This window comes from Pseudarthrobacter sp. fls2-241-R2A-168 (assembly GCF_030209335.1).
Lineage (GTDB): Bacteria > Actinomycetota > Actinomycetes > Actinomycetales > Micrococcaceae > Arthrobacter.
The window spans coordinates 115,649-142,070 of the sequence record NZ_JARVSG010000017.1; the positions used below are offsets into that span (position 1 = coordinate 115,649).

The 26,422-nt window shown below is 60.2% G+C and carries 27 protein-coding genes; 17 read left to right on the forward strand and 10 right to left on the reverse strand.

Going from position 1 to position 26,422, the window contains the following annotated elements:
* Positions 1–369: 369 nt before the first annotated feature.
* The 9 genes from mobC to QRN11_RS12635 all read left to right on the forward strand — a co-directional run bounded on the left by mobC (position 370) and on the right by QRN11_RS12635 (position 10,453).
* Entirely contained in the window at positions 370–762 is a 393-nt protein-coding gene (gene mobC, locus QRN11_RS12595) for a plasmid mobilization relaxosome protein MobC (RefSeq protein ID WP_285251246.1), read from the forward strand.
* The gene (locus QRN11_RS12600) at positions 762–2,321 is read left to right on the forward strand and encodes a relaxase/mobilization nuclease domain-containing protein (RefSeq protein ID WP_285251247.1); all 1,560 of its coding nucleotides are present in this window, start codon (positions 762–764) and stop codon (positions 2,319–2,321) included. Before mobC ends, QRN11_RS12600 begins: the two co-directional genes overlap by 1 nt.
* Before the next feature lie 17 nt (positions 2,322–2,338).
* On the forward strand, positions 2,339–3,280 hold the full coding sequence (locus QRN11_RS12605) for a hypothetical protein (RefSeq protein ID WP_285251248.1): 942 nt from the start codon (positions 2,339–2,341) through the stop codon (positions 3,278–3,280).
* A gap of 69 nt (positions 3,281–3,349) precedes the next feature.
* The gene (locus QRN11_RS12610) at positions 3,350–3,598 is read left to right on the forward strand and encodes a helix-turn-helix domain-containing protein (protein ID WP_285251249.1); all 249 of its coding nucleotides are present in this window, start codon (positions 3,350–3,352) and stop codon (positions 3,596–3,598) included.
* Between the two features lie 344 nt (positions 3,599–3,942).
* Positions 3,943–4,335, forward strand: a complete 393-nt coding sequence (locus QRN11_RS12615; RefSeq protein WP_285251250.1) for a hypothetical protein — start codon at positions 3,943–3,945, stop codon at positions 4,333–4,335.
* A gap of 73 nt (positions 4,336–4,408) precedes the next feature.
* Positions 4,409–5,146 (forward strand): vWA domain-containing protein, encoded by a 738-nt coding sequence (locus QRN11_RS12620; protein WP_285251251.1) that lies wholly within the window; start codon positions 4,409–4,411, stop codon positions 5,144–5,146.
* A gap of 170 nt (positions 5,147–5,316) precedes the next feature.
* Complete coding sequence (locus tag QRN11_RS12625; RefSeq protein ID WP_285251252.1) at positions 5,317–6,141, forward strand: protein phosphatase 2C domain-containing protein; 825 nt, start codon at positions 5,317–5,319, stop codon at positions 6,139–6,141.
* Complete coding sequence (locus QRN11_RS12630) at positions 6,141–7,004, forward strand: hypothetical protein (protein ID WP_285251253.1); 864 nt, start codon at positions 6,141–6,143, stop codon at positions 7,002–7,004. The genes QRN11_RS12625 and QRN11_RS12630 overlap by 1 nt, the downstream gene beginning before the upstream one ends.
* An 89-nt stretch (positions 7,005–7,093) precedes the next feature.
* Positions 7,094–10,453 carry an NACHT domain-containing protein gene (locus tag QRN11_RS12635; RefSeq protein WP_285251254.1) on the forward strand — a complete coding sequence of 1,120 codons (3,360 nt, stop codon included), beginning with the start codon at positions 7,094–7,096 and terminating at the stop codon, positions 10,451–10,453.
* Between the two features lie 149 nt (positions 10,454–10,602).
* Here QRN11_RS12635 and QRN11_RS12640 read toward each other — a convergent pair whose 3' ends face one another.
* From QRN11_RS12640 to QRN11_RS12650, 3 genes are all read right to left on the reverse strand, one after another.
* Entirely contained in the window at positions 10,603–11,292 is a 690-nt protein-coding gene (locus QRN11_RS12640; RefSeq protein WP_285251255.1) for an RES domain-containing protein, read from the reverse strand.
* A gap of 19 nt (positions 11,293–11,311) precedes the next feature.
* Positions 11,312–11,704 carry a hypothetical protein gene (locus tag QRN11_RS12645; protein ID WP_285251256.1) on the reverse strand — a complete coding sequence of 131 codons (393 nt, stop codon included), beginning with the start codon at positions 11,702–11,704 and terminating at the stop codon, positions 11,312–11,314.
* Between the two features lie 83 nt (positions 11,705–11,787).
* The gene (locus QRN11_RS12650; protein WP_285251257.1) at positions 11,788–12,381 is read right to left on the reverse strand and encodes a hypothetical protein; all 594 of its coding nucleotides are present in this window, start codon (positions 12,379–12,381) and stop codon (positions 11,788–11,790) included.
* Between the two features lie 338 nt (positions 12,382–12,719).
* Between QRN11_RS12650 and QRN11_RS12655 the strand changes: the two genes are divergently transcribed.
* The 3 genes from QRN11_RS12655 (at position 12,720) to QRN11_RS12665 (ending at position 14,562) form a co-directional block, all read left to right on the forward strand.
* Positions 12,720–12,947: a hypothetical protein gene (locus QRN11_RS12655; RefSeq protein WP_285251258.1), complete on the forward strand. Its 228-nt coding sequence runs from the start codon at positions 12,720–12,722 to the stop codon at positions 12,945–12,947.
* A 47-nt stretch (positions 12,948–12,994) separates the two neighbouring features.
* A complete protein-coding gene (locus tag QRN11_RS12660; RefSeq protein WP_285251259.1) occupies positions 12,995–13,216 on the forward strand; it encodes a hypothetical protein in 222 nt (73 codons plus the stop codon).
* Between the two features lie 446 nt (positions 13,217–13,662).
* A complete protein-coding gene (locus QRN11_RS12665; RefSeq protein WP_285251260.1) occupies positions 13,663–14,562 on the forward strand; it encodes a DNA/RNA non-specific endonuclease in 900 nt (299 codons plus the stop codon).
* Positions 14,563–14,901: 339 nt separating this feature from the next.
* Here QRN11_RS12665 and QRN11_RS12670 read toward each other — a convergent pair whose 3' ends face one another.
* Complete coding sequence (locus tag QRN11_RS12670; protein WP_285251301.1) at positions 14,902–15,063, reverse strand: hypothetical protein; 162 nt, start codon at positions 15,061–15,063, stop codon at positions 14,902–14,904.
* A gap of 509 nt (positions 15,064–15,572) precedes the next feature.
* On the opposite strand from QRN11_RS12670, the gene QRN11_RS12675 reads away from it, so the two are divergent.
* Positions 15,573–16,196, forward strand: coding sequence for a cysteine hydrolase family protein (locus tag QRN11_RS12675; RefSeq protein WP_285251261.1), 624 nt, complete (start codon positions 15,573–15,575; stop codon positions 16,194–16,196).
* A gap of 45 nt (positions 16,197–16,241) precedes the next feature.
* Here the strand turns inward: QRN11_RS12675 and QRN11_RS12680 are convergent, their stop codons facing one another.
* Positions 16,242–16,772 (reverse strand): MarR family winged helix-turn-helix transcriptional regulator, encoded by a 531-nt coding sequence (locus QRN11_RS12680; protein ID WP_285251262.1) that lies wholly within the window; start codon positions 16,770–16,772, stop codon positions 16,242–16,244.
* 271 nt (positions 16,773–17,043) lie between these two features.
* Between QRN11_RS12680 and QRN11_RS12685 the strand changes: the two genes are divergently transcribed.
* Positions 17,044–17,907 (forward strand): FUSC family protein, encoded by an 864-nt coding sequence (locus tag QRN11_RS12685; RefSeq protein ID WP_285251263.1) that lies wholly within the window; start codon positions 17,044–17,046, stop codon positions 17,905–17,907.
* Positions 17,908–18,188: 281 nt separating this feature from the next.
* Here QRN11_RS12685 and QRN11_RS12690 read toward each other — a convergent pair whose 3' ends face one another.
* From QRN11_RS12690 to QRN11_RS12705, 4 genes are all read right to left on the reverse strand, one after another.
* Complete coding sequence (locus QRN11_RS12690; RefSeq protein WP_285251264.1) at positions 18,189–18,977, reverse strand: ABC transporter permease; 789 nt, start codon at positions 18,975–18,977, stop codon at positions 18,189–18,191.
* A complete protein-coding gene (locus tag QRN11_RS12695; RefSeq protein WP_285251265.1) occupies positions 18,962–19,627 on the reverse strand; it encodes an ABC transporter permease in 666 nt (221 codons plus the stop codon). Before QRN11_RS12695 ends, QRN11_RS12690 begins: the two co-directional genes overlap by 16 nt.
* A 146-nt stretch (positions 19,628–19,773) precedes the next feature.
* A complete protein-coding gene (locus tag QRN11_RS12700) occupies positions 19,774–20,616 on the reverse strand; it encodes an ABC transporter ATP-binding protein (RefSeq protein ID WP_285251266.1) in 843 nt (280 codons plus the stop codon).
* 41 nt (positions 20,617–20,657) lie between these two features.
* Positions 20,658–21,737, reverse strand: coding sequence for an ABC transporter substrate-binding protein (locus tag QRN11_RS12705; protein WP_285251267.1), 1,080 nt, complete (start codon positions 21,735–21,737; stop codon positions 20,658–20,660).
* A 364-nt stretch (positions 21,738–22,101) separates the two neighbouring features.
* Between QRN11_RS12705 and QRN11_RS12710 the strand changes: the two genes are divergently transcribed.
* Genes QRN11_RS12710 through QRN11_RS12720 form a run of 3 tightly spaced genes read left to right on the forward strand, consistent with a single transcriptional unit; the run spans position 22,102 to position 25,609 of the window.
* On the forward strand, positions 22,102–23,040 hold the full coding sequence (locus QRN11_RS12710) for a PaaX family transcriptional regulator (RefSeq protein ID WP_285251268.1): 939 nt from the start codon (positions 22,102–22,104) through the stop codon (positions 23,038–23,040).
* Between the two features lie 5 nt (positions 23,041–23,045).
* The gene (locus tag QRN11_RS12715) at positions 23,046–24,203 is read left to right on the forward strand and encodes a CapA family protein (protein ID WP_285251269.1); all 1,158 of its coding nucleotides are present in this window, start codon (positions 23,046–23,048) and stop codon (positions 24,201–24,203) included.
* The gene (locus QRN11_RS12720) at positions 24,203–25,609 is read left to right on the forward strand and encodes an MmgE/PrpD family protein (RefSeq protein ID WP_285251270.1); all 1,407 of its coding nucleotides are present in this window, start codon (positions 24,203–24,205) and stop codon (positions 25,607–25,609) included. Before QRN11_RS12715 ends, QRN11_RS12720 begins: the two co-directional genes overlap by 1 nt.
* 21 nt (positions 25,610–25,630) lie before the next feature.
* On the opposite strand, the gene QRN11_RS12725 is transcribed toward QRN11_RS12720, so the two are convergent.
* A complete protein-coding gene (locus QRN11_RS12725; protein ID WP_285251271.1) occupies positions 25,631–26,392 on the reverse strand; it encodes an N-acyl homoserine lactonase family protein in 762 nt (253 codons plus the stop codon).
* Positions 26,393–26,422 lie beyond the last annotated feature (30 nt).

The window sequence follows — 26,422 nt, forward strand, 5'->3', positions numbered from 1 at the left end:
AACTTGGCCGGTGAAGGAATTGGCCAGTCGGAGCGGCCGGACCGTGGAATACCGGAGCGGAGCGAGGATATGCCGCGAAAGCCGGCTGCGGAGACTTGCCAAGGAAGGACCGGGCAGTAGCCTCAACCAGCCGAAACGGAACGACGCAGTCGTTGTGAACAAGTCAGACGCGCAGCGTCCTGCAGGGCAGTGCCCAGGAACCACCAAGGCGCCATAACCGGGCGCAGGTGATTTTCCGGAGCAAGCTATGCGGTTATGTGCCATAATCCGCGTGTTGATCCGCGGCCTGCGGCCTTGGATGCGGCACACTCGTCAGTGTGGCCCGGAGATTCCGGGGCGCTGCGCTGGGCATTGGGGGAGGGGGCCGGGATGACTGCAGAGCCGAAGTCGCCGCGCCGGTTGTCCCGCCGCCGCCGCGCGAACATTGACGGTGACACCCAGTACGTGCGCGTGTCGATGTCGGAGTTCGAACGCGCTCAGTTGAAGGTGCTGGAGGAGCGGACCGGGCGCAGCCCGTCGGAAATCCTTGTCAGTGCTGCCCTGTACGCGGAGAACTCGGAGTCGCTGGCCGAGCGGCGGGCGGTGGCCGTGGAATTCATTGCGGCCCGCCGGTACCTTGCTGCACTGTCGAACAACGTCAACCAGCTCGCCCGGCACGCGAACGCCACGGACGAATTCCCCGAAGCTGCCCGCACCGCGTTGACCCGGGTTCGGGCGGTCGCTGACCGGATCAATACGATGCTGGATTCGATGGTGCGCTGATGATTCCCAACATCACCAAGGGCACCCGCATGCACGGGCTCATCGCGTACCTTGCCGGTCCCGGCCGGGCGAACGAACACACCGACCCGCACCTTGTCGCTGGCTCACCGTCGATCATGGCCTGGCACATCGACGATGAACTGAACGCCGACGCGGCGCAGGCCATTGCCAAGGAATTGGACCGTGCCAGGAGCGTCCTGGGTGTTGAGATTCCCGGCGGTCATGTCTGGCACTGCTCCCTGTCACTGCGTGCCGAGGAAGGCGATCTGACCGATCAGAAGTGGGCTGACATTGCGCAGGACTTCATGGATGAAATGGGGTTCACTGAAGCCAGCGGTCGGGCGCCGGCCCAGTGGGTGGCGATCCGTCACGGCCACAGCAAAGCCGGAAACGACCACATCCACATCGCTGCCTCCATGGTCCGCGAGGACGGCACGAAGTGGAGCAGCTGGCGGGACTTCCCCCGGGCACAACAGGCCGCCCGCGAGCTTGAGAAAAAGTACGGCCTGGAAGAACTTTCACCCACGCATTCCACCCGTGGCCTCCGGCCCGGTGAGCGCGAAGCATCCGAACGGCGCGGAGCCCCGGAACCGGAGCGCCGGTCCCTGGAACGCAAGGTCCGTGCCTGCGCGACTTCGGCCCAGGATGAGGCCGAATTCATTCGACGCCTGCGCCGCACCGGTGCCCTGGTCAGGCCGCGGTACGCATCCGGACGTGACGACGTCGTGGTCGGCTACAGCGTGGCAGAACGTCCCCCCAAAGGTGGCCGGCCTGTCTGGTTCGGTGGCGGTCACCTCGCCAAAGACCTTGCCTTGCCCAAGCTCCGTGCCGAGTGGCCTGACAGCCCGCAAGGTGCCGCCGAGGCGGTCGCAGAATGGCAGGCAGCTGCGCGTGGACGCCGCCCGGTCACGATCGGCCGCGAGGGCAACGAGCCGGACCCGCAAATGTGGGAGCAATACAGCGACGAAGTTGCCCGGCTCCGCGAAACGCTGCGCTCCGTCCCGCTGGACGATCACGCGACCTGGGCGCACGTTGCCCGCGAGACATCCGGCGCCTTCGCAGCCTGGTCCACGGCAACCGAGGCAACGCCAGGACCACTCGCAGCAGCAGCGGACGAGCTGTCCAAGACAGCACAACTGCGGCGCTACCCAGTGCGCCCCATCCGCAGCGCAGGACCATCTGCCCGCGGAGCCTCGCTCATGCTCATGGCAGCTTCGATGGGCGGCACCGGAACCGCCGCGCAGGCAATCATGCTGCGCCAGCTCCTCAACGTCGCCAAGGCCGTCCACGACATGCACAAGGCCTCAAATGATCTGCGCAGAGCACGCCAGATCAGCCACATGGTCAAGCACCACCTGAGCCAGGTCGCTGCCGCACTACCCAGCGTCCCAGCGGCCACGCCCACAGCGGACAGCGAAGCTGCCGCCGCGGTACGCGCGAGTACAGCCGGGCAGGTTGCCGGTCGGCCCGCGGGCTCCGTGCTGCCGCCCAAATACGTGCAGGCACGCACCCACGCGGGTACCCGAAGCGGGAGTACCCGCCCAGACATTGAGAGATAACACCAAGGAGGGGAACCATGAGCGAATCTGACGGCATTGATGAGGCTCTTGAGGGAATGTCGCGCGTTGCGCTGACCGTCGCCGGCCGGCTCGGGGAGCAACTGGCCAGGGCACGCGAGCAAGAGCTGCGCCGCGCCCAAGCGGGCGAGGAACAACAGGCTCGGGAACTGCAGGCCCGGTTCGATGCGGAACGGGCAGCGGCCCGTGCACAGCTCGCCCCCGTCATGGACAACCGGTGGTGGGACACAGCCACCGGCCGCGACATCGAAAGGGTCCATGAGGCGGCCACCGCGTGGAAAGACCACGACCCGGCGGCACGCGACGCCGCAGAAGTGATCCGCGACCAGGTGCAGCGCCGCTACGGCTTGGACGTGGACAACCTCGGTGCCAATGAAGCAACGGTGGCGGCGGCCCTGGCTAAAGCCGAGCGGGACCGCGAACAGGCAGAACAGGAACGCCGCGCCGGCGGTGATGAAAGCGCCCAAGCTGTGCAACTGCTGGCCGAGGCCGACCGGGAAGACGTGAAACGCGCGGAGGCCGTTGATCGGCCCTCAAAGGAAGACTTGGACGAAGCGCTGGCCTGGCTCCGGGAGACCAAACCCATCGAGGCACACAACTGGGAACAGCGGCACAATTTTGCGGACAGCGTGACCGAGGAGAAGGACATGGAGAGCCGGCTGATCACAGACTGGACAGCCGCCCGTGCCGATCACCGCCCAGAGCAGTTGCGTGACGAAGCAGGAGCCAAATACGACTCAGCCGAGCGCCGACAGGAACTGGCGGCCAACCTCGAAGGGGTTGCTGACCGCGAGGCTGTACAGGCACGCCTCAATGCCGACCAAGATCAAGCCACACCGCCCAGCGCAGCCGTACGCAAGGGATCAAGACCTGCAAATGCCCGCAAGACGCGCGGAGCCAACGGCCCGACAAAGCTCCTTCAAAAGGGCATGAGCCGGTAAGCCCTTCACCGGTTGGCCGGGGCCCCCAAACTGGCTCCGGCTCGGTGCTGCTCACATTAGGATGTCCGGGTGACCGCTGAACACGGCAAGCGCCGCTTTCTGACCATCGAGCAGGTCGCCGAAGAATTGAACTCCAAAAGCAGCCTTATCCGCAACCTCATTCATACTGGAGAGCTTCGCGCTTTTCAGGTTGGAGCCCGGGGGCTCTGGCGCGTCGGCCGCCAGGATCTCGAGGACTATATCGCAGATGCTTACCGGCGCACTGCGGAGCGGATCGCCGCGGGCGAACTGGGGGACGACGTGCCGGAAGGGGAATAGGGACACTGGAGGGGCGGAAACTCCTGCGCTCCGGGGCGGTCCGGCGTCGCTCCAGGCGTCCTACGCTGTCGTGCGCTCGTCCGCGGACACAGCCTCCCAACGTTTCTGGGCACCCTGCCGGCTGATCCCGAAGGCCCTGCCGATCTTTTTCCAGGAGACACCTCCACCGTTGCGGTGGCCACGGCTTCATCGAGCTGGGCATCGAGTTCCAGACTGAGCCTGACGTTCTTGCGGAAATGCGCCAGAACCTCCAGCAGGCAAGCCAGCAGACTCGAGTCGGCGTAGACGGTGCGGAAGTAGCCCCGTAGGGGACCGCCACCTGTGGGCGACGGTCCCTTACTAGCTTGCGGCTCTTACCCGGCGAGCTGTCGTTCGATGCCACGTATGGCAGTGAGTGTTTTTTCGGCCTCGTCGGTGCTGCGCTTGGCGTCGCGGCGCGCGTTTTCTGCACGTCGGTCGCACGCCGCAGCGTGTTCATAAGCCCGAGTCGGGTCCGTAGGGTTTCCTCGTTCGCGGACTGCCTGGTCGACTTGCGCTCTGGCGTCGTCAGCGGCTTCGAGATAGCCGCGCCTGATCGCTTCGAGTTCGGCTTTCCTGTGCTGGAGGTACTTCTTATCGTCGGCCATTTCTTTGCCTTTCGTTGGGCCGGCGCTCCTCATTTGGCCGGCATTGAAGGCGACTTTTTCACCTTCTCGCTGCCATTGGGAGAGGGCTTTCAGGGACTTGAAACCCTGTGACACCCCTGCCCTGCAGCTGCTGAAGTAAGGCTCAGATCCGGTTGAATGCGCCGGCCCTAGGAAAGGAATTGCAATGACTCAGGAAGCTACTGCTTACAAGGCTCCTCAGGATTCCGCGGTTACAGCGATCGTGCCGATTCTCGTAGTCTCTGATGTCAGCGCCTCAATGGGCTCAGGCCCTGGGACGATCTCTCCTATTGACGTTGTCAACACGGGAATCGAGTCGCTGATCAACACGCTCAAGGTACACCCCGAGGCGGCCGACTGCGCCTTGGTCGGGATTGCCAAGTTCTCAACAGCAGCCGAAATGGTGATGCCGTTCACACATATTGGCGCCGCCGCTATTCCCCCACGGATGCAAACCGAGGGTTCTACGGAGTTCGGCAATGCTTTTAGCCTTGCACGTCGAGAGCTGGAAGCCATGGTGACCTTCCAGAAGGCCTCTGGAGCCACGGTCTATCGTCCCACCGTGTACATGATTACTGATGGCGAACCTACCGATAACGGGCGTTGGGAAGCTGAGCTGGACGCCCTGGGCACCAGCTCTTACGCGCCTAACATCTGCGTGTTCGGAGTCGCGGGGGCAAGTGAGGGGACGTTGCGCAAAATTGCTCGTCGTGACAGGGGGCATGTGTGGTTGGCTGACCAGGGGACAGACCCTGCGTCGGCCTTCGCCGCGCTATTCCCTGCGTTGGTCAGAAGTGTGATGATGTCCGCGTCGGCGGCGGCAGCAACCCCAGGTGAGCATGCTGCTGTACCAGCACCCATTCCAGTTGCCATTCCTGGCATGACAACGCTGGACCCGATGTGAGCGCCTCTCATAGCCGCGCTGCGGTAGCTGATACTTCTGGCACTCCTCGAATCATACAAAGAGTGTTCGGACGGGCGTCCGCCGTCCCTACTGTTCCCCTCGCCCCTGCTCGTAAATCTCTGAGTCAGCATGCCATCGTTGCTGACAGTGGGACCTTCGTGGAGGGTGACGTGGCATTCTGTGCTGCAAGCGTGCAGGGACTCTCACACCAGACTGATGCTACGACGAGGCAGGACAACTACTCCTTCGGTGCCGAGGCGGGACGCATTGCGGTGGCGGTCGCCGACGGTTTGGGATCTGCTCGCCTTTCGCACATGGGGTCGGAAATTGCGGCCCAAACCGCTGTCGCCGTAGCTCTGGACGGTGGCGGTACAGCGGAGGTATCTGCGGCTGTCTCCGCTGCCCTCCAGCTGGTAGCCGATCATCATGGCCAGCCCGTCGATCAGTATGCGACCACGCTCTGCGTGCTCGTAGTTGATATTGGGGAACCGGCGGAGCCGTGGCAGGTTAGGACTGCCGAATGGGGAGATACACGAGCATCCGTTTACAGGCCGGGAATCGTTAAAGATGGACACCCTGAATGGGAAAGACTAACAGTCCTTGCCACGGAGGAGATGTACGCAAATTCCGTCCGGCCGCTGCCGCACTTCAGGAAACCAGGTGCCGGCGGCAGCTATGAGTGGATGCCAGGCGAGATGCTGATGCTGGCAACGGATGGCATAGACGGGCACCTTGTCACAACAAATCCTGTCGGGCACGGTTTGGCGACCGCTTGGGAGTCGTTGCCAACGATTTGGCAGTTTATTGCTGACGTCGGTTTCGACCGGGCAGGAGCACGGGATGACCGTACGGCCTTCTGTCTCTTCCGCTCCGAGGTGGCCGAACGTCGTTGCCGAGCGGCGGACGAGGCCCACGAATTGGGCGGTCGCCAGATGGTTGATGGTGAAAAGCCCAAGCGGCGTGCCTCGGTCAGAAGCGGAGAGGAAAATCCCTGATGCTCATTCTGCGCCCTGGTGTTGCAGTACGCTCGTCAGCACTCTTTTTCCAGTCCCTGCCTGCGGTTGCCGCGGCGCAGGGGCTGGAAGGGGCAGTGGTAGCGTGCTCAAACACCCCATACTTGTGCAAGCTTCTGACCCAGCCTCTGTCACCGCACGAGGCTGATGCTGTTCAATCCCTTATCGACTTTAGAGAATGGGCAGTTGTCGGTCCTGACAGGGAGATTTTGCGGACCTTTTTTAGCTGGCCCCTGCACAGGGTTATCGATGATGCCTCTGGCCTCACGGTCGGAGTACTCATTCCACGGGCAGAGCATCGCTTTTATTATGCGCATGGCGGTTCCTACCACCTTCGTGAAGGACAACATTTGCCGCGGCCGGAGAGCGCTGCCGGTTATTTTTCTCTCAGGGAACGCCTTGGTGTTCTGCGCGACCTCGCACGTGCAATGGATGTACTAGCCCGGCACAATTATGTCTACGGAGATATTAACTCACGCAATCTGGCATTCAGTCCTGATGGAGTGCCTGCGGTATTTCTTTTAGATTGCGATGGAATCCGCAGAGAAGGCGATCTGACCTTGAAACCTCGCCATCAGCAACGTTGGTCAGACCCGCACAACCCTGGAGTGAACTCCCTCGCCACCGACCAGTACCTCCTGGCACTGTGGATTTTGCGAGTACTAACCTCTTCCATGGCACAACCCCCAGTCGGGGCGTGTGTTGATTGGGGACAAACGTCTATCCCACTTGCAACCCACACTGAATTACAGCGGCTGCTGACGGCGGGGCTGGGTCCCTCCTTCGGTCGCCCAAGCCCAGCTGACTTCCTGCCGATTCTGACAGCCCTGCATCGCGTGGCATGAGAACCCTCGTCTGAACCTCGGTTCGTTTCGAGTCGCAAACTGAATGTCCTTTTGCTGTATGCCTCACCACCGCTGCATACTTCGTTGCTATGGGAAGTACCAGCGAGTACCGCGAGGAAAATCACCCGGAGGTGCGTCGATCTAATGCTGCTGAGCAGTTCGTCGCTTTGCTTCTTGTCCGGCATGCAGACACGCTAAAGGAGATAGCGGCTGCTGGCCGGAGAAGACGGCCCGGTTTTCCCTTCCCCAGCCATTGGATACCTACGGCAAGTTCACTTGCCGTCATCGTCTTGGCAGGGCGTGAGGAGCTCTCAATCAGCGAGGCGCTCAGCGAAACTCGGATCGTCAAAGGAAAGAAGTCCCGGCTTTCGAAAGCGATGGAAAACATCGCTAGTGAGATAGCGGAGGCCTTAGAGGGAGAGGCTCCCTTTAGCGCCAATTGGCTCTACCACCTGGTTAAAGGTTTGAAAGCTACCGGGGAAGAGGCTCGGGAGCTCCGGAGCTTCCAAGGACATACCAGTGAGGGACCCCTGAGCGCACGTGGACTGAAAAGTGCGTTGCGTCAGGCCTACGACATTGATTCAAGACAGCGGAACAACATTTTGATGGAGCATCTATCGAAAGCTGCTGAGAGCTTGCGCCACCTTCCTCCCTACTACCCGAAGCACCTCGAGATCCAAAAGTTAGCAGAGGTCCTAAAAGCCGGGGAAGTCCTCCGCTCGTCCTTGGTCACTCAAGGACGAGCGGAGGGACTTTACGCGGACGGGGGACCCCAACTCGGTGAACTTCAACCGGCCTTGGCGATGGCGGGGGGACACAGGCGCTGCGTGATCTTGGGAGATCCTGGCCAGGGTAAGACCACAGTTCTTGCGGCGTTGACGATGAACCACGTAATTCGTGAAAGCAAGCCAGGTTTGTTCACGCGGCTCGATGACGTGGGCAAAATCGCGGTTAAACGGCCACCTTCCAGCGTCCAGGAAGCAGTCGAGGTAGTAAGCATTGCTTCCGACGCTCGGCTAACTTTTTTCTGCCCCCAGGAGGCAAAGCCGGATTTGCTGCGTAGTGCAATTGAAAGTCGGGACTTCCTTTTCGCGTTCGATGGACTAGACGAAGTGTCCACACCGGAGCGCCGGGCCGCGGTTGAAAGGGTCATGCATATTCTTGCTGAATCCGTAGCGGGAGCGCTCGTTCTTACGTCGCGCTACGCCGGGTACTCGCGCCCTGCTGGAGTGGACTTAGAACTTGGTCTCGCCCCCATGTATGCGTGTGAACAGTTCGTTGAAGATTGGTTTCACGGGGGGTCTCTTGAAGCCAAGGATCGAGCTCTCGATGCGGTTCGCTCTTCAAACATCACGGAGCTGGCACAGATACCGCTGATCGCGGGTTTCATTTGCTACGTAGCTGAAACTGAACCGGTCCGCCTCACTAAGCATGGGGTTTACACACAGTACATTTCCCTATTCTTGGCACAGAAGTGGAAAGCGAAACAGCTCTGGCGGAACCGTTCCCGCATTTTGGAGCGCGAACGAATTGCGGCGGACTTGGCGTGGTTCATGGCTACGCGCCCAGATCTGTCCGCCAGAACAAGCACATCGGCGCCATTACCCCACCCCACGTGGGAATTCACCGTAACCATTAGGGATTGGGCCCGCGAAATCGATGTTTCCGACGAGATGAGTAGCTTCCTGGAAGAAGAGGGACTTCTCGTCCCCCACGGCTCTAGCCGGTCAGCCGATGACTTGGAGCAGCCCTATCGTTGGCTGCATCGCACTATCCAGGAGCACTTAGCCGGTAGGGCGTTAGGGCAAAGGATCGAAAAGCAGCCGGAAACTGCCTATAAATATCTAAAAGCGGCCCTCCTGCGACCGAAATGGGCGGTGGTTCTTGAACACGCGGCTGGCTATCTAGATGAACGCGCCGCCCTTCCGGGCATCGTTGACGAACTTCTTTGTTTCGTGGACGAAGGAGACGCAAAAGGCACCCTGCTTCGAGCGGTGGCAAGACTGCACGCGTACGACCATACTAACCATCGTCGCAGCGAGATAATGAAAAGACTTGTTGCTCAAATGTCTCTCTACGAAGCATTTGACCTGGATCACGTTTCACTTATCCGGGTTCTTGAAGATGCGATGCTTTCAATGTCGTACGATGAGCTCCAAACGGTGGCTTGGGCGACTAATGCTTGGCTACATGATGAAACGTTTGATGAGCGATGGATGTCTATTGTAGAAAGGCTGAATGCAAGCGGTTTGGGTAAACCGGCCTATTTGGCGCTTCTAGCAAAACGAGATCACAATGCGGCAGAACAGGAGGCAGTGGAACTGATCAAACAAAACCCTTATAAGTTTATGCCGCATGAGGCGGCAGGAATCCTTAAGAACGCCAGCCGAGCAACGGTAACCTCTCTCATCGAAGCAGTCAAAGAAGACTCGGGAAGTCCTCTTAGGCAGTATGAACTCCTGAGCGCGGCGCAGATGGCTAGACTGCCAGACTTTCCAGAAATCGTTCGATCTATTTTCGCTGAGCAAGAAGCGCCCAACGATGTCTGGCTCTACTTTACCCATCCAGATACACAGCACCCTTGGGACTACAGGGACCTCCCTTCCAAGGCGGTTTCTATTGCTCTTCATGATCCGATGGTTCCGGCGGAGGTCGCTTCACTTACGGCTGCTACTTGTCCTCCTACAGCTCTTCAGCCCTATGATTCCCTGTCGCCTTGGGCCCGTGTAGGAGCATGGAAGCGGAAACCTGAAGATTTAGGGCGTCCGGACTTTCCCGCCGGATGGACCGGGGAGCGTGCCAAGAGACTCCTCGTGCAACTCCATAATCGCAAGGACGAACCTGATATATCCGTCCAGGAGATTGAGGAGTACCATATTGCCCTGCAATGGGGAATTCATTTCCCCGGCGATGTGCCGGCGAGCCTCCTTTTAGGTGCCCTCGCCTTGAATGATACGATAATATATCCCCGATACTGGTGGATCGACGGTTTTCACTGGGTATCAGCGCATATAGGAGCCTCTTTTCCGGTTCCTTTTATAGTTGCCATGCTTGAGGAAGAATTTCCTAAGCAGGGAGACTACAAGTACCCCGTGAGCTCAGTAATATCCGAGGTTGTTTCTAAACGATCTGTTGCCGACATAGATGCAGTGTTATCCACCGTTTTGGAATTGCTTGCTAGGCATCCGGCTGACGACTCTCCTGTTCCGTCCTGGTACCGCCCTAACAACAAACAGCAAGCAATATTATGGGCCACGAAGTTCATAAACTTTGCCCTTACTGAGCCTGTATCGTTGCCGCTTTGTTCCGACTTGCTAATGGTCGCAGTTGGTTGGCTTCAATCTCATGACTCGTTACCTGCATATTGGGAGCATTGCTTGATGCTTTCCTCTAAAATCCGTTCCCTTAAAACAACCCCTGTGGAGGGGGAGAACATGGCAGAGCTTTGAGCTCGTTTGGTGCAGCCTGACAGCCGGAGGCCGGGTTTGCATCCTTTGGAGGGACCGTCTGGAGAGGAGGTACCCAGCTGGACCCGCCGCGAGGGGCGGTGATCCATGGACGAAGGATGGTTCGTGCAGATAGTGTCTGCAGGTTCTTTTTAGTCGTTCTCCCATTGGATGCCGAGGAGTTCGAATGCGGTGAGGAGTGCCGGGCTGTCGTGCTGCAGATCCTCGACCTCCACGTCCTGAATGTTGGGAGTGACAGTTGGGTCTTCGGGGCGTTCGAACACTGCCCAGAGCTGCAGATCATCGCCGTGCCGGGACGCGAATGTCACACCGTCGAAGTCTGTCGTCTCATAGAGCCAGGAGGCAACCGCCTGGGTCAGGCGCCGCGGCCGTGCGTCCTTCAGCGCCGCGGCGTCAAAATCGTCGAGCCCCAGGCTCAGTGCCAGGCCAATGAAGTGTGGGTGCAGGGCAGCGATAGTGCTGGAGGCTGTCACCGCGCAGTACCGGCCGGACAGTTCAGCGGAAGCTGCCATGCGTTCATCAAGCCATTCCTTGGGAACGCTGCCCGGTGTGATGGTGGGATGCAGGACGTTGTCCTCATCGTCCTCGACGATGTCATCGAGTTCCAGACTGAGCCTGGCGTCCTTGCGGAAATGCGCCAGGACCTCCAGCAGGCAGGCCAGCAGACTCGAGCCGGCGTAGACGGTGCGGAAGTTGCCGTGCAGATCATCCCAGCGGCCCGGGAACCGGCCGTCGGTGGCCCATTCCCAGCCGCTCCACGCCCACGGTTCCGGGCGGAATCCGACACGCCAAACCCGTCCCGCGGCTGCCTGCGCGGTCAATTCACTAGAAACCACCCGATCAGCCCGCCGCGGCAAATGCCCGGGCGGCGGCCAGGACCAGGGGGCCTGCGTCCTCGAGTTGTCCTTCGCGGAGTAACCGCGCCGGAGGGGCATCGTCCAGCTGCGGGTTCATCCCCTGGAACCAGGCCTGCACGACAGCCCGTGAATCACGCTCCGCGAGCAGGGCAGCCACATGGTAGGCGGTCCGAAGCCGCTGCATGACCTCCGCGGAGGGTTTCCGTTCCCCGTCCGCCCACTGCCGGACCGCGCGCGTTTCCTTCACGGACCCGATATAGGCGACGAGCTTCGCTCCTAACAGATCCCGCAAATCGCGGACCAGCTCCGGCTCGGACAATCGGATCGAGTCCTGATGGGCCTTCAGCCCGCCCCGGGCTCCTGTCACTGCAGTCATACTTCATTCTTACGTGCGCAACACCAAATATCAATGCTCGGAACACGGGTAGGATCACATGCCGAATCCCAATCTGCGGGTATTCAGTTATCTTCGGACCGGCTGGCCGCAGCGGCGGACACAGTTTCCCAGCGCTTCTGGGCTCCTTGCCGGCTGATCCCGAAGGCCCTGCCGATCTTGTCCCAAGAGACGCCCGCCGCCCTGGCGGACGCGACGGCGTCGTCGAGCTGAGCTTCGAGATCCTTCAGACTCCGGCTCAGGGTGCCGATGGTGTGCAGCGACAGCTCCGGGGCAATATGCCGGTGCCAGACGTCCAGGAACGCGGGCTCAAGGTCCTCCCGGTCGCTTATGTCAGCGGCGTCGGCGCTGGCCGGTGGCCCGGCGTAGATGCGCCCCGCGGCTACGTCCTCATCGGCCGGATCCCAGACCCGTGTCCACAACGGGTCCAGGATGACATGCTCCCGGAACGGAACACAGCTGCAGGCAACCCGCCAGCCAACCACCTGCGACGGCGGCCGCCACGCCTCGCGGGTTGGATCCTCCTCATGCCCGACCGGCCGCCCGTCGGGCGACATCAGGTTGACCTCCATCCACCTGCCACCGGACCCGTACATGCCGTCCGCGAAGACGCAGACCACATAGCCTTCATGCTCGCTGCCCTCGGTAAACCAGCCCATCGCGCTTCCCTTCACCGGCCGTCAATTGCTACAGTGACAGTATGAGCGTTAGCAACTCTTGTTGACAAGCGGGGTAGCTGTAGCAACTTTAGTTGACATAACGTCGGTTATCGGCCCTTTAAAACGAGCGGGGGAGTGGCCCCAGAAGGTACCGTTTTTGCCGTCCTTCCTGGCAATTTTCCCTGGGGGCACGGGAGGTCAGAACTGCTCCGCCAGTGCCCGGTTTACGGCAGGGATGTCGAGGAAGGCTGGGTCGAATGGTTCGGCAGATCCGCTGAGACAGGGTGATGGCGTGCCCCGCCATGCACCGGTAATTCTCCTGGTGGTACAATGAGTAAATGAGTATAGAGTCTGGCTCGTCTCCAGCGCTTAGAGGTCACTACCCTGCCACCGAGACGGCACGGGCGGAAGGCCATGACGATGAGGCCCCCACGGAGGAAATGCAGCGGGTGAACTTTGAGGTTCCCAGGAGCAAACGCATCAAGCTCAAGATCCTTGCGGCCAAGCGAGGCCAGAGCATCAAGGAATTCCTGACGGATTACATCGACTCCTTCCCGGATGAATAGAACTTAGGACGTAGTGGACACCAGTGGAACGAAGCGAAGGAGCAAACATGGCAACCAACCCGACTATTTTCGTCAACGTCGATGAAGAGTATCCAGCCTTCAGGATGGTCGAGGAACTGGATTCATACCCGGCCGCCGTAGCAATCGAAGCAGACCCGGCAACGGTGGAGCGGTGGCAGAAGGTCATCGACGCCTATGAAGACGTGCGAGCCGAGATTGCAGCGAAGGTCGCAGCCGCCACCGGCACGACCTACCCAGAACTCCTCTAAGCCGCTGGCAGCTTGACGAAAGATATACTATCGGCTCTTAAATCGGATAGCGGAAGGGGCTATGTCAGCTCCCGATTGCACGGCGAGTCCAGGGTTTTTCCAGCCGAAATCTGCGCGTACCCGGTAGTTACTGCCATGCTGCTAAGGGCTGCAGTCACTGAGGCAGGACATTCCGGCTTAACCAGGAACGGGCGCACGCCATTTCCAGGCTGGTCAGCCGGAAAGCCACCCCCGGTTGATACCCACCCGATGGGTGCCTGCCTTCGCGGGAAGTGCCGGCAGTTGCTATCCGGGTTACCTTGAGCTCGCGGCCGTACCTGGACAGCCGAGAGCTCGGGTAAAAGTCCCATCGAGACAGCGTCCCAAGCGGCCTCCCAACCACCTTCCGATTGGCGACAGCAGCTCCAGTTCGGCCCTGTGTCGTGTGCTGTTGGTAGGGTCCGGGCATGGACGAAGTCATGAAGCAAGAGGCATCAACCGCTGCTGCCCGGGATCTTCCCGGCCGGGCCGGGTACGACGCCAGTTTCCTTGGAGTCCCGGTCCCGATCCCCGAGCTGCCCGGCGTGGAAACCGTCCTGCTCCACTACACGCATTTCTCGGTCCTGATGCGGCCGGACAAGCGGCTTGCCGCGGTGACTACCCTGGCCATGGACGGGCAGAAGCTGATGGACCTGGACCGCGCCGGCATCCAGTGGCGGCTGGACCCACGCCTGCCGGAGGACCAGCAGACCGGCGAACGGGTGTACGCCCGCAACGACCTGGACCGCGGCCATCTGGTCCGCCGCGCCTCCGCGGTGTGGGGCGATACCGGGGCCGAGGCCGCCCAGGCGAACGAGGACACTTTCTACTACACCAACGCCGCCCCGCAGGCGGCCAAGTTCAACCAGGGCATGGAACTCTGGCTAGGGCTGGAGTCCTACCTCCAGGAGAACGCGGCGGACAACAGCAGGCGGATCGTCGTGTTCACCGGCCCGGTCTTCACCGACACCGACCCGGTCTACCGCGGCGTGGACATCCCGCTGCGCTTCTTCAAAGTCGCCGTCTTCCTCCACCACGGTGAACTGGCAGCCACGGGCTACGTCGTGGACCAGACACCCCAAGTGGAGGACCTGCCTGAGATCCCGCGCCCGGGAGTCACCGATGGCGCTCCCCCGCTCGGGCCGTTCCGGACCTTCCAGGTCCCCATCAGGGACATCGGCACCCTCACCGGGCTGGGCCTGGACCAGCTAGTGGCCGTGGACCGGATGCCGATCGCCTCGGCTCTGCCCAGCGCCCGGGTCACAGAAACGTGGCGGGAGCTGCATTCGCCGGAAGACCTGGACCTGGACTTCGACCTGGGCGAGTAAAGGTACGGCTGCCGATGATCTCTCCGCTTGCTACCGCTGGCGAACGCTGAAGAAGCCCTTCGGGGCCGTCGGCGGCAAGCAGGACATGGTGAAGGCAGCCGAGGCGATGACCGAGCCGCACTGCCTCGTTTTACCCGCCTCACCAAGCACTAAAGTTGCCGCCTCCCCTAGTGTGTTCATCATCGTCTTTGCCGCACCGCCGACAGCGCTTGTACACACTGCCGTCCTCGGCATGTTCGACGTGCCAATCGTGCCGGATGTTCAGCTTGCACAGCAGGGCCTGGATCATGGCATCCTCCGCTTCAAATCGCAATGGTCCATACCGCCCATGGTGGTCACCTACCACCACCGCCTCAGAGCCCAGTCATTGGCTGCCCCGTCCCCGCCGGCGCCGTCCTTGCCGCAATGCAGGCAACGTTTGTACAGGCCACCGTCGTCGTTGTGTTCGACGTTCCAGCGGTGATGGAGATTGAGCTTGCACAGCATGTCTGTGAGCATCACGATCCAGCACCCTAGTAGTAGTCGCGGGTGTGGGGCTCTTCGGGGTGATCACCGCTAGCGAGCCTTCCCGACCATCGGGCACTGCGGGAATCATCCTTCCCGCAGTGAATGCAGTGGCGACGAAACTCGCCGTCGTTCATTTGGGCAAGCCAGTGATGGCCGATGCCCCATCTGCAAAGCAGTTTTCGGATCATGGTGACGTCTCTTCTGGGACGTGCCCAGCTGTCGTTTGCTTGGCCGCATAACGTGGCTGTAAGGCTAATCATGGCCCTTGGGAAGCACCACGAGAAGAGGCAATCAGTAACGCATAGACCAGCTTGCGCCTACCCGCGAAGGGTAAAGAAGCCGCTCCTCGCCCTAGCTTGACGGAATCGCGGTTATCGGCGTTCAGTCAGGGGTGTAATCAGACGAAAGAATCTCGCGTTTGATGGTGCACTGGGGGCTCGACTCGCAGACGGCTTCACATCAAGTTATCCTCAAGCCCAACGAATAGATCAGGAGCCGGCTCAGTGAACACCCTCAACCCTGCTTCAACGGCACTCTTGGTCGTCCACCTGCAGGATGACATCGTCTCACCTGGGACCGCTCTTGGATCGCTATTCAGCCCAGAAGTTCGGTCACGCAACATCCTCGCAAAATGCTACAGCGCGATGGCTGCCATCCGAGGAGCCGGTGGGCTTGTGGTTCCGCTGCGACTCGCCTTCGCGAGCGACTATTCAGATCTTGACCCTACTGTTCCTCTGCTGCAGTTAGCTAAAGAGGCAGGTTGCCTAAAGGAGGGCAGCGAAGGCTCTGCCATCGTTCCGGAGATAGCCGTCCTCGATACGGATATCGTTGTCACGCATAAGTTGCCCGGCCCCTTCAGTAGTTCGTTACTGAACGACGTACTCAAGTCCCGCGGTATCGAAAATGTCGTTGTTTGCGGCGTAGCTACCAATGCCTCAGTGGAGGCCGCCGTTCGTCAGGCTGCCGACTTAGGGTACAAGACATACGTCCTGTCCGACGCCACCTCCGCAGCGAGCGAAGCAGCTCACCAGGCGTCCGTTGCTTCTATGACGTTGTTCGCTCGGGTCATGACGCTCCCAAGACTCAAAGCCTCATTGCTGACTGTGGCTGACGAGAGCAAGCAATAGCGCGTTCTTGCTGCCAGCCCTGCAATTTTCCGCGCCACGGCCCGTTCAAGCAACTGAGTTCTGGTGCGCACCGCGTTCAGTAGCTTCAGGCCCCCCCGATTCAAGGTCGAGCAGCAGGGTCCTTAGCGAATCATCGAGCGCGCCCCTCTCTTCGCGGGGCAGCGCGGCCACCACGCTTGTTTCCATGGCCGTGATCGCTTCCAATAGCGCGGGGAACATGTGCTGGGTGCGAGGGGTGATTTCCAGGAGTGCGCTTCTTCGGTCCTTTTGATGTGGCCTTCGTAACAAGAGTCCCGAGGATAGTAGCTTTTGCAGACGTTTGGTCATCCCGGCAGGCGATACGGAGAGCGTTGAAGCGATTTCGGTGGGCGCCATGGCCCGCCCGTGCCGTACCAGAACCGCCAGAACGTCGAACTCCCCGCGCGTCAACCCGGCCTTATCGAGGATGGCGGAGCTCCGAAGTTGGACCAGCCGAGAGATCCGATGAATGCGCCCCATGGTCGATGCCGGCTCAATGTTTACTGAAGGCAGCACCTCCCGCCACTGCTCGACCACTGCATCGACTGAATCATTCATCGCTCTACTCTAATGTAATGTACAAACTACTTCGCTAGCGAAACAGTTTGAACGGAGAGAGATGCCCGACCATGCGGCCACTGACTTACCTCGCCTCAGGCACCTCGTGTCCGTCGCCCCCCATGCCGGTGCCCACCGTGTAGCGATTCGAGCTGGCCTCTCCGCCCTCATCCCCCTTCTCGGGCTGTGGGCGATACAAAGGATAGACCTTGCCCCGTTCGCAATTCTGGCAGCTACCGGGGCGGTGTTCGGGAGGAACGCCCCGCTGGGCGTGCGTTTGAAAATGCAGTTACAGACAACAACCGTTCTTGTGCTTCTGATTGTTTGTGGTTCGGTCGCGGCTGCATCTGAAATGCCGGGGTGGGCAATTGTTCTGGCCACCGCTGTGGTTGCGGGTGTTGGTTCCGCCGCCGCGGATTTTCTCCGTTGGGCACCGTCAGGCTGCCTCTTTTTCGTCTTCGCCTTCGCGGTAAGTGCCGCAGCATCACCGGGGAACATGAAGATTTCTTTGATTGCGCTGACTGCAGGCGGCTCGGCAGCCATAACTCTGCTCGTTACCCTTGCAGGTGGAGCTATCGGGGCTGCCCGACGCCGGAGCGGTACTTTTAGCCCCCACAGTGCTGGCCATGCCAGTCTGCCGCGTTTGCCGCTGCCCGTGATCAGCGTTCACGCCTCCGTCTGTTTCATTGCCGCCGCCGCTGCCGGGATGCTGAGCTTGGGCGCAGGCCTGGCGCACCCCTACTGGGCAATGGTCTCTGCCATTGTTCCTGTTGCGGGCTCCAGTACTGCCGGGCAGCTGACCAGGGCCGTTCACCGACTGGTCGGGACATTCCTTGGCCTTGGAGTCACTGCCCTGATCCTCCTTCCGTCGCCCGATGTGGCCGTGCTGATAGTCGTGCTCGCTTTCCTCACGGCAGGAACGGAGCTGATGGTAGCGCGCAATTACGGCCTGGCGATGCTCTGTCTCACGCCCCTTACCATCGGCATGATGTTCCTCAACGATCCGCAACCCCTCGGACCACTTTTGGCCGACCGGGCCCTAGAAACCTGCGTTGGCCTAGCGGTCGTGAATGTACTGATAGTGCTGACCCATCCCGTGAGACATCCGGATGAACGAGCAGAAAACCCCGGCTAAACCCGAGCCATGAACAGCCGTAACGGTAAGAGGCGCCGGCCGGTCGCTCTGACCGGCCGGCGCCCTCTTGTCATGTGTGGAAGTATCTGGCCCCGATGGCCGGCCGGTCACCGGGCAGCCTCGCCAGGCCAGACGTGGCTAGGAGGAACATGGCGTCTGTCCCGAATGTTAGTGACTCTACGTAGGGCGCTTTTAGCACAGCTTCCGAGCAAGCCCTTTTGGCAACCCCGAACTCGCTGGCTGTAGCCTCAGCCTTGCCGCCTGCCCTGGTGGATCCGACCTTACGGCTGGTCGGCTTGCCAGCGTGAAAAGTAGGCCTGCACAAACAGGAGTGCGCGGTCGACCAGCACGGCAAAAACGATAGCGGCAAACGTTGCCGCCCAGACCACATTCACATCGAAGCTGTTTTGACCTTTCACCATCAGGAAGCCCAAACCTGAGTCGGCGCCGGTGAATTCTGCGACTATGGCGGCTTGAACTGCGAAACCGAAGGTGATTCGCGCGGAGGTACCTACCCAGAGTACGGCCGCCGGCAATCGGGTGTCCCTGATGACCTGCCATCGATTTGCGCCTAGGATCCGGGCATTGTGACGTATATCCGGATCCACGTCCGCTACGCCGGCAGCGGTGCTGACAATGATCACGAAGATGATGACGAAAGCGACGTGAATCATTCGTGATGCAACGGTGTAGCCCAGGGCCACTGCGAAGAAGGGATAGAAAACCAGTCTGGGGAATCCCTGCCAAAATGTGACGAATGGGGAGATGATTCGACCTATGGACGGGAAGGTTCCGGCGATTGTGCCGACGGTGACACCGATCAGCAATGCTGCGGTGTAGCCCGCAAGCGTCACAGCCATCGTTGTGACTGTGTGCCCCACGAGACTTCCGTCCTGCAACCAAGACCAGATGTTATCCAGGATCTTTAACGGAGTTCCTACTACAAACGCGTTAATGGTGCCGCGGCTGGCAAGGACCTGCCAGCCCACGAGCAGGCCGGCCACAAAGACGAGCTGGGCCAGCAGCATGAGCGCGCTGGAGGATTTGCGTGAACCTAGAATAGCCGCCATTGTGAGAATCTCCTTTCAACGACTGCCAGGAGCCGGTCTGCCGCGAGAGACAGCAACGCGATTGTCACCGCGGCGCCGAGCAGCATGTCCGGTTGACCCAAGATGTTGCCGCGGGCCAGGTACGAGCCCAGTCCGCGCGATCCAGCGAGGTACTCGGCGAGAGCGGCGCCCAGTATCGCCCAGATCAAAGCCAGCCGGAGACTGCTCATCAGCCAACCCATGACGGCGGGCACGTAAACCGAGCCGGCACGCCACAGCCTTCCGGCTCCGAGCACACGTGCGTTCTGGTCGTAAATTGTGTCGATTGAAGAGAGCCCGTTGTACACGTTGAGGTACACGATCAGGAAGATGATGGACGTTACGAACATGGCCGCGGACGTCGTTCCGATGCCGAACCACAGGATGAAGAGGGGCGCCAGCGCGACCCGTGGTACAGCATTGGCGATGATAAGGAAGGGCGCAAGGAACCGACGTATCAAAGGTATTGGCCATGTAATTGCCACGCAGATGCATGCGGCCGCAGCACCGAAGAAAAAGCCTGTGAGAGCGCTGTTGATCGTCGTTCCGACGTTGGCCCAAAAAGCCGGTTCCCGAACCCACTGACTAAGTCGCTCAAGTACCAGCCCGGGAGAACCGATCAGGGAAGCCATCCCAGCAATCGAGACGGACAAAAGGTGCCAAGCGAGGATCAGTGCACCCCAGATGAGTATCTGGGCCAGGACAACCTGAACCGTCGGGTGAAGACGCCTCGTTGTGGCTTTTGGGGGCGCCAGCCTGTCCGTGAGCGCAATGTCTGTCATGATCCGGCCGCCCGCCCTAAGGTCTGCCCGGGCGCCATGACCTGATCGCGCAGATCGCTCCACAGTTCTTCGTGCATATGGGTGAACTCGTCATCGAAGCGCAGCTCCAGCAGATTTCGCGGACGTGATATCTGTACTTTGCGGTCGGTGAGAATGGTCCCGGGACCACGGGTCATGGTGACAACCCGGTCGGAAAGCCCCACCGCTTCTTCGAGGTCATGTGTCACGAAAACGACGGTTTGCCGGCTTTCCTCCCACAGAGTCAGCAAGTCGTTTTCCATGAGGTTTCGTGTTTGTGCATCGAGTGCGCTGAAAGGTTCGTCCATCAGAAGTACCCGTGGCTTCAACGCCAGGCTTGCGGCGATGGACACGCGTTTGCGCATACCGCCGGAAAGCTGATGCGGATATGAATTGTCAAAGCCGTGAAGCCCTACACGGGCCAGCCATTCCTGCGCCTGTTGGTTGGCCTCGCGTTTCTGCATGCCACGGTAGCGCAGGCCGAGCGCCACGTTCTGCAGCGCGCTTTTCCAGGGCAGAAGGGCGTCGCGCTGAAAAACGAAGCCCACATCAGGGTGGGGTCCCTTCCGGGCATCCACGTCGGTTCCCAGGACAGAGATGTGTCCTTCCGAGGGCGACCGGAGCCCTGCGACCAGATACAGAATGGTCGACTTCCCGCACCCTGACGGTCCGACGATCGAGACAAACTCACCGTCCGCTATCGAAAGGTTGACGTCCTTAATGGCCGTGTGGGTTCCGGACTTCGAGACGTAAGTCTGGGTGAGACCGCTAATGTCTATCGCTGCTGTGTTTCCCGTGGCAGCGACCGTGGGCGCGTTCACTATCTGATTCCATGCCATTGCATTGCTTTCGTTTGGCTCGGTTAGGAGAGGTCGGACGGCAATTTGAGGGACAACTTCTCATAGGCCTTCACAACATAGGAGTTTTTGAAGAGGTCGGAGGGAGGAGTGAAATCTTCCTTGACCACTGCAACAAGCTTGGCGCCTGCAACAGTGTGTTCGACTTCATTCTTAGTGAAGCCGCCCGTTGCCCTGCTGAATCCGGTTTTCGAATACTCCCACTGGAGATCCCACGATTTTTCCACTGCGTTCTTGAACTCATCCGTCATGGGAGCCAAGGATTCGGAAGATGACTTCGCTGATGCCAGACCGGAGAGTTCCTCAACCAACGCAGTGACAATATCCTGCGTGAGTTCCGGGTGTTCATTGACGAACTTGGGAGAGGATGCAAAGACGGCGTTCAGCTGTTTCGCGATGCTCAGTGATTCGTTCTCCTGAGGATTCGCCACCAGGTACGCCGCGCCGGATGCAACCGCAGTAGCGGAGTTGTTCGGCGATGTTGACAGGACGTCTGCCCTGCCGGATTCGAGCACAGCCTGAGTTTCGGAGCCGCTGCCGAGCGGAAGCCGTTCCTGGTCCTCCCATTTCAACCCGGCGCTTTCGGCTGTGAGCTTGGCACTGATCTCGGAGATCGAACCCAGCCGAGTGAAGGCCCAACGTTTCTTATCAAAGACTTTGATATCGCCCGGTCCGCCGAGCTTGGATGCAGTGTTGCCGATCACTTGCTGTGAGGGGCCGTCGAACATATTCATCAGCGGGACGATCTGACCGCCCTGGGAAGCGACACCAAGTACAGACGTACCCGGAACGATGGCAGCGTCGACAGAATTGCTGGCCAAGGCGGCAATCAGATTGGAACCCGACGGTATGGTCTCGATCTTCAGTTCGATGTTTCGGTCCTTGAGAACTTTCGTCAGGGCGCCGTCCTTGCCAATAGAGGCATAGAAGGCACTGAAAGTGACGTCAGGGGAAAAGAGGCCCACACGCAGTTGTTCCGGATCGGCACTCCCTTCGCCAGCGGGCTCGCCTGCGCATCCGGTGAGAACGAGTGCAGATGCGGCGATTGCTCCGAGGAAAGCGGGCAACTTTGACCGGTTTTTCATTAGTGCTCCTGGATAAGTGTGATGCGCATTACGGAAGAGGCGCCCTCATATCATCGCAATGTTTGTAACGGCCGTCAATCCTTTAGCGGAGTATTGAACGGCCGGGGCGCAAAATGCTGTCTTCCCGGCGTCCCGCCATGCAGCAGGCGAGGCTCACAAGCGTCATAAGCATTGACGCTCGTCATGGAGCATGCGATGGTTTTGGGGTTGGTCACCAGAAGGTGGATCACCCGGGCTTATGGCTTTTCACACCGAACGTGCGGTGTGAGGCGTGGACCAATCGAGGAAAAATGACATTGAATCGTATGCAAGGCTGCGTCGAGCGGTCAGCCGCCTGCGCCCCTTCGCCGGGAAGGTGCTGACAATGGCTGCGGGCGTTGGTTCCCAGGACTTGCTCATCACACTTATTGGGACCTACTTCTTGGGGCAGGACCGGCCAATCCCTTCAGTATTTCTCGTTCGCTTACTGCAGGAGTTCGATGTGTCGCCGGTTGGCGCCCGAAATGGCCTAAGCCGGCTGGCTGCCCGTGGGCTACTGGTATTGCATAAGCCTGGCCGAAACACGTACTACCGGTTGAGCCCTGAAGCCCATAACCATCATGCGGAGCGGCTCAGCGAAATAGTCAACTTCGGGGAATACCCGATTGAGTGGGACGGGACCTGGACGGTGGCTCTCTTTACAGTTCCGGAGAAGGAAAGGGCGCAGCGTCACCTAGTTCGCTCCCGTCTAGCTGCCCTGCGGTTTGCAATGCTCTACGACGGCGTTTGGGTTCGTCCGGGAGCGCTCAAGAACCAGGTCAGTGCCACTCTTAGCAGCCTTAATCTGCAAAAGGTCACGGTTCTTTCGGGGGCCGCAGTGGATGGTGGGTTCAGAGGAGGAAACCCCGTTAGCGCCTTTGCTCTCGAATCTCTCAGAGAGAGCTATGAACAGTTCGCCGCGTCGCTTCAGACCCTACGGGCCGATATTGACGCCGGACGGGTGGGCGCTGCTGATGCACTGCTACAACGTGCCCGGGTCATGCAGGACTGGCGCAACTTTCCAGATCACGACCCGCTGCTACCGGACGAACTCCTTCCCCATGACTGGCCATTGCACGAGGCCCGCAAAGCTTTCACAGAGGTATACGACGGGCTGGCCGAGCTTGCGGACCACCGGTTTCGCAGCCTGCTGGCCGATTACTCGACGGATCTGGCCGGTGAGGTCCGTTCCCTGACGAGCGCTGAGCTGCTCGCATTGCATCTGCCGCCCAAGGGCCTTGGCCCTCTCACCGGAATGCCCGACCCCCTACTCACAAAGGAATGATCCCAATGGAAACCTCGCCCTCCACCACGCAACAGCCTGTAACCGTTCTCGCTGTCGGGGACATAGGACCTGACAGGGAAAATGCCGGTGAGCTCTTTGCCTTAAACCAAGACCTGTTGCGGTCAGCGGACGTAACGTTCGGGCAGCTGGAGTTCGTCCTGTCAGATCGCGGCTCCCGGCTTCCTCAGGTGCGGCATACAGTGCGGGCAAAGCCGCAGGATGCTCAGGCACTCGTCGATGCAGGCCTGGACGTCGTTTCTTTCGCCGGCAACCACTGCATGGACTTCGGAGCTGAGGCCATGCTCGACACAGCCGCTAATCTGTCCTCAGCCGGGGCGAAAGTTGTTGGTGTTGGCACGAACATCACTGAAGCCCGTAGGCCGGCAGTAATTGAGCGCGGAGGGACGGAAATCTCGTTCCTCTCCTACAGTTCGGTCTTGCCGCACAGCTTCTGGGCGACAGAAAACCGGCCGGGCTGCGCCCCAATGCGCGCCTTCACTGTCTACGAACAGGTCGAGCACGACCAGCCGGGAACACCGGCCCGGGTGCACACCTTTGCCCACCGTGAGGACCTTTCGGCCCTCGTCGAAGACGTCCGGCGCGAAAAAGCGCTTGGACGCTTCGTCGTCGTGTCAGTCCACTGGGGGATCCATTTCATTCCAGCCGTCATCGCCGACTACCAGCGTGATGTTGCCCATGCAGCCATCGACGCCGGGGCTGACGCCATCCTTGGCCACCACGCCCACATACTCAAGGGAATCGAGATGTACAAGGGAGTCCCAATCTTTTATAGCCTCGCAAACTTCGCGATGGACACACGCGTCACGCCCGAGCAGGTAGCAACAGTCGCGTTTCAGGAGATCCTCGCGCTTAACCCGGGATGGGTTCCCAACTTCAACTCCACGTTCAACTTTCCCCCGGACTCACGAAAGACCATCGTGGCAAAACTGACCGTTGAAGACGGAAAGTTGTCAGGCATCGGGTTCCTGCCTGGCTGGATCAACGACAACTCCCAGACAGAGATCCTCAATGGCGAGGACCCGCGCTTCGATCAGGTGGTTGACTACATGCGGACGATCACCCTTGAAGCGGGCCTCAACACTGACTACAAAGTTGACGGCTCTGAGGTACGCCCGGTTGCTATAAACGGCGACGAGCTCTGATGAGAGACCATACAGCGGGAGCCACGGCCCAGCTCGCCCGGTTCGCCTCAACACTGACATGGGACCAGGTGCCGCCATCAGTACGTGAACATGCCGCACGACAGGCCCTCGATGGTTTTGGGGCCATCCATGCCGGCAGCGGACGCCCGTGGACCAACTCAGCCCGCCAGTACGCCCTCCAGGAGGGAAAGACAGGGTGCAGTTCCGTAATTGGCACCGAGCTAAAATTGCGACCGGCTTTGGCGGCATTCGTGAACGCTACGGCTATGCACGGATTTGAACTTGATGACTATCACGTGCCGGCAGCCGTGCATGCCGGCTGTGCCGTTATCCCAACAGTGCTGGCGCTGGCGGACGAGGTGAACGCGGGCAGCCATGCAACACTGACGGCCATCGCGGCCGGAACGGAAACCATTATCCGCCTCGGGCTATCGATGTCACCGGAAATGACACAGGACCGCGGGTTCCACGTGACGAGCGCATTTGGCGCCATTGGAGCTGCTGTGGCCGCAGCTAACCTGCTTCGCCTGGATCAGAACAGCGCCCAAAATGCCATAGGCATTGCTGCCGCCCAAGCAGGCGGGACCACTGAATTTACGCGGTCGGGGGGTGAAATCAAACGCGTTCACGCCGGCTTTGCAGCCTCCAATGGCATAAGGGCTGCTGACCTGGCCCGGCTGGGACTCACGGCTCCTCTGGCAGCCATCGAAGGACCCAAGGGATTTGCCCAGGCATTTGGAGGGCGCTGCGTGCAGCTTGAACACATCACACGGGAACTCGGGAAACAGTGGCACCTGGACGGGCTAGGGATTAAGTCGTGGAGCACGTGCACAGGCAATCACGCGCCCATTGCAGCGCTGGAGATACTGCGCCGGAAGGGTCTTAAAGCAGCTGACGTTGCCTCTATAACCGTGTACACCGACCGGACGACAGCGGAACACTGCGGGCATGTCGGCGCCCACGCAACAGACGTTACCGGCGCCCAGTTCAGTCTGCATCTTAGCCTTGCTATGCGTCTGGTCATGGGGGGAAACGACCCGAAACATTATGCCGAGCTTGAAGCTGCACGCTTCGCCATCCCAGAAGTCACGAGCCTGGCGGAAAAGGTGGACATATTGGTGGGTGAGGAAGAAGAAGCCGCCTTCTCAACTGCGCCTTCTGCGCGTTTGGTAATCAAACGCTCCGATGGGACGGAAATGACTTCGACGGCAATCGCCCCCGGCGGGCCCTCCTCCCCTTTCTCTTGGGATGAGCTTAAGCAGAAAGTGCATGCATGTGCCGATCAGACTGTCGGTCCCGGTGCCGTGGAAGAAACTGCCCGGTACATCCGGTCATGGATGACGATGGATCAGCCCGTCCGCGGCCTGCTGGGCGACTCGCACTCCAGCGCAAACAGCCTAGGCTGAACGCAGCCTTTGGTGCCGCCGTTAATGTAAGGCCACCACTCCATGGGAGGAGGAAGGGAAGACAGTTTTGTCGTGGGAGCCGAGAACCGCGGCCCCGAGCTCCGAGAGGCGCAGAAGACTGAACAGCGCCTCCGAAGCGGAGGACACCACTCCGGGCAAAAGTGGGGGGTCGCATTCCAGATTGGACGCCACGGGAACAAGATCGCCCGGAAGGATGTAACTACCGGCCGCGGTACTCACTAGCAATCCCTGGCTTCCCGGGGTATGGCCCGGAAGGTGGAGGACCCGAAGACCGGGAAGCAGGTCGAGATCCCCCTTGATCGCTTGGACTTGAGCCATAAATCTTCCCCATGGCGGCATGAGGCCAATCGCCGGGGAGTCGTAGGCCCGCTCCTGGCCCTCGGGAGGGCGGAACACGGCGCTCAGTTCCCTTTCCTGCACGATGATCCGGGCGTTCGGGAAAAGTGAAAGATTCGAACAGTGGTCCCAGTGGAGGTGCGAGATAACAACCGACTGGACATCCAGGGGGTCGATCCCAAGCTCGCTCAGAACAGACCGCGGTGACTCCCCCGCATACCCCTCCTGCAGCCCGTGACGAAGGGCGGCAGGGCTTCCAGAAGGTGGGATGCCGGTATCAAAGACCACGATGCCGTGCGCAGACTGCAGCACCCACATGATGATCGGTGCCGAGGTGATGTCATCTCCCCCATTACTGGACAACAGCCGCGAGGGAACCCGGAGAGCTCCCACGCGCGCTGCTGTGATCTTCCACTGTTGGCCCACTTAGCAAACCCTTCGACTGAATTCTTGTAA